General features: G+C 67.3%; 7 protein-coding genes. 3 read left to right on the top strand and 4 right to left on the bottom strand.

From position 1 onward, the window contains the following. Positions 1-413 precede the first annotated feature (413 nt). Positions 414-1,187: an alpha/beta fold hydrolase gene (locus ABT061_RS08525; RefSeq protein WP_350914139.1), complete on the top strand. Its 774-nt coding sequence runs from the start codon at positions 414-416 to the stop codon at positions 1,185-1,187. A 244-nt stretch (positions 1,188-1,431) separates the two neighbouring features. On the opposite strand, the gene ABT061_RS08520 is transcribed toward ABT061_RS08525, so the two are convergent. Continuing rightward, complete coding sequence (locus ABT061_RS08520; protein ID WP_350914137.1) at positions 1,432-2,109, bottom strand: winged helix-turn-helix transcriptional regulator; 678 nt, start codon at positions 2,107-2,109, stop codon at positions 1,432-1,434. 86 nt (positions 2,110-2,195) lie between these two features. On the opposite strand from ABT061_RS08520, the gene ABT061_RS08515 reads away from it, so the two are divergent. Together ABT061_RS08515 and ABT061_RS08510 are read left to right on the top strand one after the other, a co-directional pair. Then, entirely contained in the window at positions 2,196-3,038 is an 843-nt protein-coding gene (locus ABT061_RS08515) for a class I SAM-dependent methyltransferase (RefSeq protein ID WP_350914135.1), read from the top strand. Positions 3,039-3,224: 186 nt separating this feature from the next. Further along, positions 3,225-3,482 carry a hypothetical protein gene (locus ABT061_RS08510; protein ID WP_350914133.1) on the top strand — a complete coding sequence of 86 codons (258 nt, stop codon included), beginning with the start codon at positions 3,225-3,227 and terminating at the stop codon, positions 3,480-3,482. A gap of 162 nt (positions 3,483-3,644) precedes the next feature. Here ABT061_RS08510 and ABT061_RS08505 read toward each other — a convergent pair whose 3' ends face one another. From ABT061_RS08505 to ABT061_RS08495, 3 genes are all read right to left on the bottom strand, one after another. After that, complete coding sequence (locus tag ABT061_RS08505; RefSeq protein ID WP_350914130.1) at positions 3,645-4,262, bottom strand: CE1 family esterase; 618 nt, start codon at positions 4,260-4,262, stop codon at positions 3,645-3,647. A 259-nt stretch (positions 4,263-4,521) separates the two neighbouring features. Beyond that, on the bottom strand, positions 4,522-5,853 hold the full coding sequence (locus tag ABT061_RS08500; protein ID WP_350914128.1) for an extracellular catalytic domain type 1 short-chain-length polyhydroxyalkanoate depolymerase: 1,332 nt from the start codon (positions 5,851-5,853) through the stop codon (positions 4,522-4,524). Further along, positions 5,850-7,235, bottom strand: coding sequence for an endo-1,4-beta-xylanase (locus ABT061_RS08495; RefSeq protein WP_350914127.1), 1,386 nt, complete (start codon positions 7,233-7,235; stop codon positions 5,850-5,852). Before ABT061_RS08495 ends, ABT061_RS08500 begins: the two co-directional genes overlap by 4 nt. Positions 7,236-7,282 lie beyond the last annotated feature (47 nt).

The raw sequence follows: 7,282 nt of genomic DNA, 5'->3' as shown, positions 1-7,282 counted from the left end.
GCGGCCCTCGGCCCGCTTTCTGTGGGTGGGCGCCCGGGGGGTGTTTGCCCCGGGGGGCTCGGGGGGGGGTTCCCACCCCGCCCCCCCCGGGCCGGGGGCCCCCCCCCGCCCGCGCGCGCCCCCCACCTCCTGGAACCCGTGTGGTGCCAGGTCGCACCGTTACCGGGCCAGGTGACAGCGATTCAAAGGAAGGGTGGGCTGCCGTGCCCGGTGTCACTCGGGCACGGCAGCCCACCCAGCGCCCCTACGGCCTTCCGTTCCGCTGGCCGTCGCGACGTCCCGGTTGAGGAGATGCGATGGACTTCGACATTCGAAAGGACCGGGCCTCAGAGTTGTCGCGTACGGGACATCGGGTCCGCGGATTTGTCGGTGGTGCTCTGTAGCGTCGGAGGCCCCCGAACGAAGGGATCGCCATGGCCACGGTGACGTCACGCGACGGCACGCGGATCGGATTCGAGCAGGCGGGAACAGGGCCGACGCTCGTACTGGTCGACGCGGCAGGCGGGTTCCGCAGGTTTGGGCCCATGCGCTCCCTCGCTGAACACCTTGCCGACAGGTTCACCGTCGTGACCTACGACAGACGCGGACGCGGCGAGAGTGGCGACACCCCGCCGTACGCGGTGGAACGGGAGGTGGAGGACCTCGCGGCCGTGATCGAGGCGGGCGGAGGACCGGCGTTCGTCCACGGGTTCTCCTCCGGCGCGGTCCTGGCCCTGCTCGGGGCGGCGGCCGGGCTGCCGATCTCGATGCTCTCGCTCCTCGAACCGCCGATCGTTCTCGACCGGCCGCGGAAGGACGACCTCGCAGCCGAGATCGACGAGCTCGTCGCCGCAGATCGCCGGGCCGATGCGGTCGAGCACTTCCATACCAGCATCGGTGTCCCCGCCGAGATAACCGCGGAAATGCGCCAGGCCCCCTTTTTCCCGCTGCTGGAGGGCATCGCGCACACGCTCGCCTACGACAGCCGGATAACCACTGCCATCTCCCACGACACCCTCCGGTCCGTCACCGTGCCGGCCTTGGTCGTCAACAGCGAGTCCAGCGACGACCGCCTGCGTGGCTGGGCCGCGGACGCGGCGACGGCCCTTCCCCAGGGCCGTCACCTGACCCTCAAGGGCGAGTGGCACGGCGTGTCCGACGACGTGCTGGCCCCCGCGCTGAGCGACTTCTTCCGCGGAGCCAGCTGACAGGACGCGTGCGCTTCCGCTGGGGATCAGGTGGACACTCCCCCGAGTCCGTGACCGTCGGCGGAACCGGCTCGCGTCCTGCCGGTACGACCGGCCGGCGTCATCACCCCCGCTCGACCCGGTCGCCCCTGATCAGCAGCACCGTGGCCGCGGCATAGGCGAGGGCGCCGAGGAGCGTCTGGGTGAGGAGAGCGGAGTGCTGGGCGCGTCACTCGTCCGCGGGGGTGTTTGAGCCCCGCTTCGATCAGGCGGGTCGAGGCACTGAGGCGAACTCCGAGAGTGTGAACCAACGAGGCAGTTGCCGACGGAACGCCTCGGGGCCATGCACGTCGACCACGCCGGAACGCAGGGCGTCGCGCCAGCTGAGATCACCGCGCCAAACCGCGACCATGTGGCGCAGGCTAGCGGTCACCGTGACCGCCACGGTATAACCGGGGTCCACGTCACAGACGTCGGCTTCGCCGGATGTGATCACCAGCCACCAGTCGCGGGCGCGCGGGTGCACGTCCGGGAAGCTGAACAGCACCACGGTCCGGCCGACCGGGATGACGGCGTGGTCGACGCGCCGGTGCATGTCCCACAGCAGCAGTTTCGGGTCCAGGTCCATATCGCCGAGATCGCCGATCCAGCGGGTGCCCCAGATGCCGAGCGCCTCGACGACCGGCCGCAGTTCCTCACCGGCCGGGGTAAGGACGTACCGTACCTCGTTGTCATTCGCCGCTCTCTCCACGATGCCGGCGCGCACCAGTTGCTGCATCCGCTTGGACAGCAGCGAGGGGGACATTCTCGGCACACCACGGCGCAGCTCGTTGAAATGCTGGCTCCCAGACAGCAGTTCCCGCACGACGAGCAGAGTCCAGCGCTCGTCGAGCATCTCCATCGCCTTTGCGACGGGGCAGAACTGGTAATAGGAGGATCCCATGGATTGCAGCGTAAGCCCCGCCCCCGGCGCCTTCCAGTACAGATGTTGTACTAGGAGGCGATTTCGTCGGAACCTAGTCTCGTTTCATGAGTAATTTGATCAGCGCGGCGGAGACCGACCGCGCTTTGAAGACCAGGCACCGGGCGATGTGGGCGCTGGGTGACTACCCGACCGTGGCCTCGGAGATCATCCCTAACCTGGGCGCGACCCTGGTGCAGGCATGCGATGTACAGCCCGGCGACCGGGTGCTGGACATCGCGGCCGGAACGGGTAACGCCGCGATCCCGGCGGCTCTGGCCGGCGCGGAGGTCGTCGCCTGCGACCTGACGCCGGAACTGCTGGAGGCCGGACGCCGATCATCGGCTGGGCACGGCGTGGAGCTGGAGTGGCGCCAGGCCGATGCCGAGGCGCTGCCGTTCGCCGACGGTGAGTTCGACACCGTGCTCTCCTGCGTCGGGATCATGTTCGCCCCGCACCACCAGGCCGCCGCTGACGAGATGCTCCGCGTCTGCCGCCCAGGCGGCACAATCGGCCTGCTCAACTGGACGCCGGAGGGGTTCATCGGCCAGATGTTCGCGACGATGAAGCCCTACGCGTCCCCGCCGCCGCCCGGCACGCAGCCGCCGCCCCTGTGGGGGCGCCCGGAACACGTCCGTGCGCTCTTCGGCGACCAGATCACCGATGTCACGGCCGATCGGCGGACCGTGCAGATCGACAGGTTCACGACACCCGAGGCATTCCGCGACTACTTCAAATCCAACTACGGCCCGACCGTCGCCGCCTACCGCGCCATCGCGAACGATCCCGATCGTGTCACCGCTCTGGACCATGACCTGGCCACCCTCGCCCATCGCCACACTCACGACACCGGCACCACCTCCATGGCCTGGGAGTACCTGCTGATCACCGCCCGCAAGACCGAGGGGTAGCCGAAGAGGCGCTCAGCTCGTCGCCAAGGTCACCGCGTCGGTGACCAACTCCTCCACCGCGACACCACGAAGACGGAGGACTTCGAGAACTCTCTCCCCCTCATCGGCCTATGCGTCTCAGCCCTCAAGCACCGGTAACGGGTCCAAGAGGATGCGGGTAAGGACGCGGCTCTGGTTTTCACCACGATGTGCGGCACGCCGATCGAACCACGCAACTTCAACCGCTCGTTCGCCGTGTTGAACAACCTGTCAGTTGATCTGGGTGAGGTGGGGTGTCAGGAGGAGAGCCTGGCCGCGGTTCAGCGCGCCATCGAGATACGTGAGCGGTTGGCCGAAGCGAATCCGGACGCCTACCTGCCCGATCTGGCCAAAAGCAGCCTGGTCCATGGCTTGATGCTGATCGAAACTGCAATCACAGATGAGGCGATCTGGTTGATCCTGTGAGGGCTCGGTATCGCGGTAGAAATGGAGCTTGCCGATCTCATCAACGCAGGCGCATCAGCCCTTCGAAATGCCTATCAACAAAAGCCGTCGCAGACTACGGAAACATGGCGACGTGTCACCTCGGCCGAGCCTCCAGATTGGATGACGCAGTGATCATCTAGATCATGCCGTCCTGCACCCTTCCGGCCCATCTTCGAAGAGGACCGGGGGTGCAGGGGCGGAGCCCCTCGCGGTTCTTCCCCAGTTCCTCGGCTGGATCGCGACGGCCATCCCGCTCATGGGGAGGCTGTGGCCGGCGCCCTGGATGTTGTACGCCTCGACCCGGACCGTGCCGAAACCGTCGGCGTAGCGGCGTCGGTTCCAGTTCGGTTGCGGCGTGTCTGTACCGGTGAGCGTCTGGCTCAGGCCGCACACGTTGATCCACTGGTCGATCGCCTGCTGGTGGGTGGCGTAGTAGACGAGGTTGGCCGTGGTGCCATGCCAGAGCTGAACTCGGGGCCGGGGTCGCTGTATCCGGGGTAGGCGGCACGAACCAGGTCTCCCATCGCTGGGGCGTCTTGCTGATGCGCCCGGAGGCGCAGTTGCTCGCGCCGGGCGAGGGAATGTAGTCCGCCTCACTCGCGAAGCAGCCGAACGGCCCCCCATGAACGCCGCCCCGGCCTTGAAGACGTCGGGATAGTTGCCGAGCATGATGTTGGTCTCCATGCCGTCGGCGGAGGTGCCAGTGACGTAGACGCGGTTCGCGTCGCCGTTGTGGCGCTGCCGCGTGTAAATGACCACCGACCGTTCTCTCGACGGCATCGAAGAGGGCACGCTCGCAGACGTCGACGACACCACACGCGCCACGCTGATGGAGGGCCTCACTGCCTGCACGCGAGCCTTGCACCCGTTAGGCGTACCAGACACGCGCTCCTTCCTGGTCTGGGGAGATTCTCGGTGATCACCCCAGACCAGGTGGTGCTTGTCCTTCTTCCAGCGGACATGCCGCGCTGGCGGGAGTCCTCTCCCGATCGCGCAGTAGGGCCGCTGAGCGCGATTCTCAGGCGTTGCCGCCCCAGTTCCATCTCTGGTTGGTGCCACCGTGGCAGGAGTAGAGCTGGAGGCGGGTACCGTTGCCCGCCCCGGCCGCATCCAGGCACAACCCCGACTGGACGCCGACGATCGAGCCGTCGGAGTTGACGCGCCACTTCTGGTTGGCCCCGCCCCAGCAGGAGTAGAGCTGGATCCTGTCCCCGTTGCCCGTCCCGGCCGCGTCCAGGCACTTGTTGCCGAGGACCCGCAACTCCTGCGCGGAGGTGAGCGTCCACCTCTGGTTGGTGCCGCCGTGGCAGTCCCAGAGCTGGAGCTGCGTGCCGTCAGTGGTGCTGGAGTTCGGCACGTCCACGCAGCGCCCGGACGCGACGCCCCTGATCTGCCCGTTACCACCTGGGGTGGGGGTCAGTGTGGGGGTGGGCGTCGGAGTGGGGGTGTCGCTGTCGAGGCCGAAGAATCGGATGGCGTGGATGGCCATCCCGGAGTGCGGCAGATTGTGCCCCGCCCCGTTGATCGTGTACGCCTCGACCTGGCCGGACCCATAGACCCGCCGCGTCCAGCCCGATTGCGGGCTGGACATCGAGGTGGGCGTCTGGCTCACCCCGTGCACGTTGGTCCACTGGTCGACCTCCTTCTGCAACATGCTGAAGTTCAGCACGTCGTCCGCAGTACCGTGCCAGGCCATCAGCCGGGGCCGGGGACCGGTGTAGCCCGGGTAGGCGTTGCGGACCACGTCGCCCCACTGCTGCGGTGTCCGGTCGTTGCAACCGGGCGGGCCGAGGCAGCCGAAGGGCACGCCGGCGAAGGGAGCACCCGCCTTGAACACATCGGGGTAGGTGGCGAGCAGGTTGATCGTCTCCATCGCGCCGGAGGAGAAGCCGGTGGCGAACACCCGCGAGGGATCGCCGTTATGCCGCTGCACGACGTAGCTCACCATCGACACGATCGAGACGGGGTCGCTGCCGCCCCCGTGCCGGAGCGCTTCGTTCGACCACACGTCGAAGCAGTTCGACAGGCCGTTGGCGCTCTTGTTGGCCTGCGGGTAGATGACGATGAAGCCATACCGGTCAGCCAGGGTCCTGAACTCCGTCTGCTGGTGGAAGTCGGTCGCCCGGCCGTTGCAGCCGTGCATCGCCACCAGGATTCCGGGGTGTGGAGCCACGTTGTCAGGCACGTAGAGGTGCATCTGGATGTTGCCGGGGTTCGCCCCGAAGTTGCCGATCTGAGTCAACGTGGCCGCCCTCGCTGTGGGCGTTTGAGCCAGAAGCCCGGCCAGGACGGCGATCACAGCAGCGACCACCGCCCCGATCCCGGTCGGCACCGACAGGTGCCGTCTCACGACCCGCTCCGGGTCCACTTCTGGTTGTTGCCGCCCCAGCAGGAGTAGCTTTGGAGCAGAGTCCCGTTGCCGGTGCCGGAGTTGGCGGCGTCGAGGCACAGACCCGACTGGACGTTCACGATCGAGCCGTCCGAGTTGATACGCCACTTCTGGTTGTCGCCGCCCCAACAGGAGTAGATCTGCACCTTGGCACCGTTACCGGTGCCCGCGGCGTCCAGGCACTTGCTGCCGAGAACGCGGAACTCCTGGGCGGACGTGTAGGTCCACTGCTGGTTGGAGCCGGAGTGGCAGTCCCACAACTGGAGCTGGGTGCCGTCGGTGGTCGTGGAGTTCGGGACGTCCACACAACGACCGGATGCCACGCCCCGGATCTGTCCCGCGCCGCCTGGGGGCGGCGTCGGGCTGGGCGAGGTGGTCGGGCTCGGCGAGGGTGAGGGGTTGGGGGTCGCGTTGTTGAGCGCGTTCAGGACGGAGTTGTAGGCGGCCTTCTTGTTGCCGTTGCCGTCGAAGAGCAGCGGACTGGTGTTCGCGCCCAGCCAGGAGTCGCTGTCCCGGACCCCCCACACCGTGATGCCAGTGCAGCGCGGCACGGCCAGGCAGTCGTTGACCACGTTGGCGTAAGTGGTGGCCGAGCCGCCCTGGATGTCCAACTCGGTGATCTGCACGTCGACCCCCAGCGCCGCGAAGCTCTGGATGGTCGTGCGGTAGTTGCTGTTGTACGGGCTGTTGCTGTTGAAGTGCGACTGCAGGCCGACGCAGTCGATCGGCACGCCGCGCTGCTTGAAGTCGCGGACCATGTTGTAGACGCCCTGCGTCTTGGCCCAGCTCCAGTTGTCGATGTTGTAGTCGTTGTAGCAGAGCTTCGCGGACGGGTCGGCGGCCCGTGCGGTGCGGAAGGCCACCTCGATCCAGTCGTTCCCGGTTCGCTGGAGGTTGGAGTCACGCCGGCCACCGGAGTTGCCGTCGGCGTAGGCCTCGTTGACGACGTCCCAGGCGTAGATCTTGCCTCGATAGTGGCCCATCACGCCGTTGATGTGGTCGATCATCGCCTGGCGGAGGCTGCTACCGGACAGGGACTGCATCCAGCCCGGCTGCTGGGAGTGCCAGGCCAGCGTGTGGCCCCGTACCCGCTTGCCGTTCTGCACCGCCCAGTTGTAGATGCGGTCACCGTTGCTGAAGCTGAACTGCCCACGGTTGGGTTCCGTGGCGTCGATCTTCATCTCGTTCTCGGCGGTGATCATGTCGAACTCGCGGTTCGCGATCGTGGTGTACGTCTGGTCGCCCAGTTTGCCCGCGGCGATAGCGGTGCCGAAGTAGCGACCGCTCTGCTGAGCAGCGGCGGCCAGCGTGCTGGCGGCCGCATCCGCGGGAACCGACACCATTAGCGCCGCACCTACGACACCCACGGCGCCGGCACTGATGACCCTGC

Origin of the sequence: Streptosporangium sp. NPDC002544, from assembly GCF_040295965.1 — a bacterium.
Lineage (GTDB): Bacteria > Actinomycetota > Actinomycetes > Streptosporangiales > Streptosporangiaceae > Streptosporangium.
Note: the sequence above shows the minus strand (reverse complement) of the source record. Positions and strands in the feature narration are given on the sequence as shown.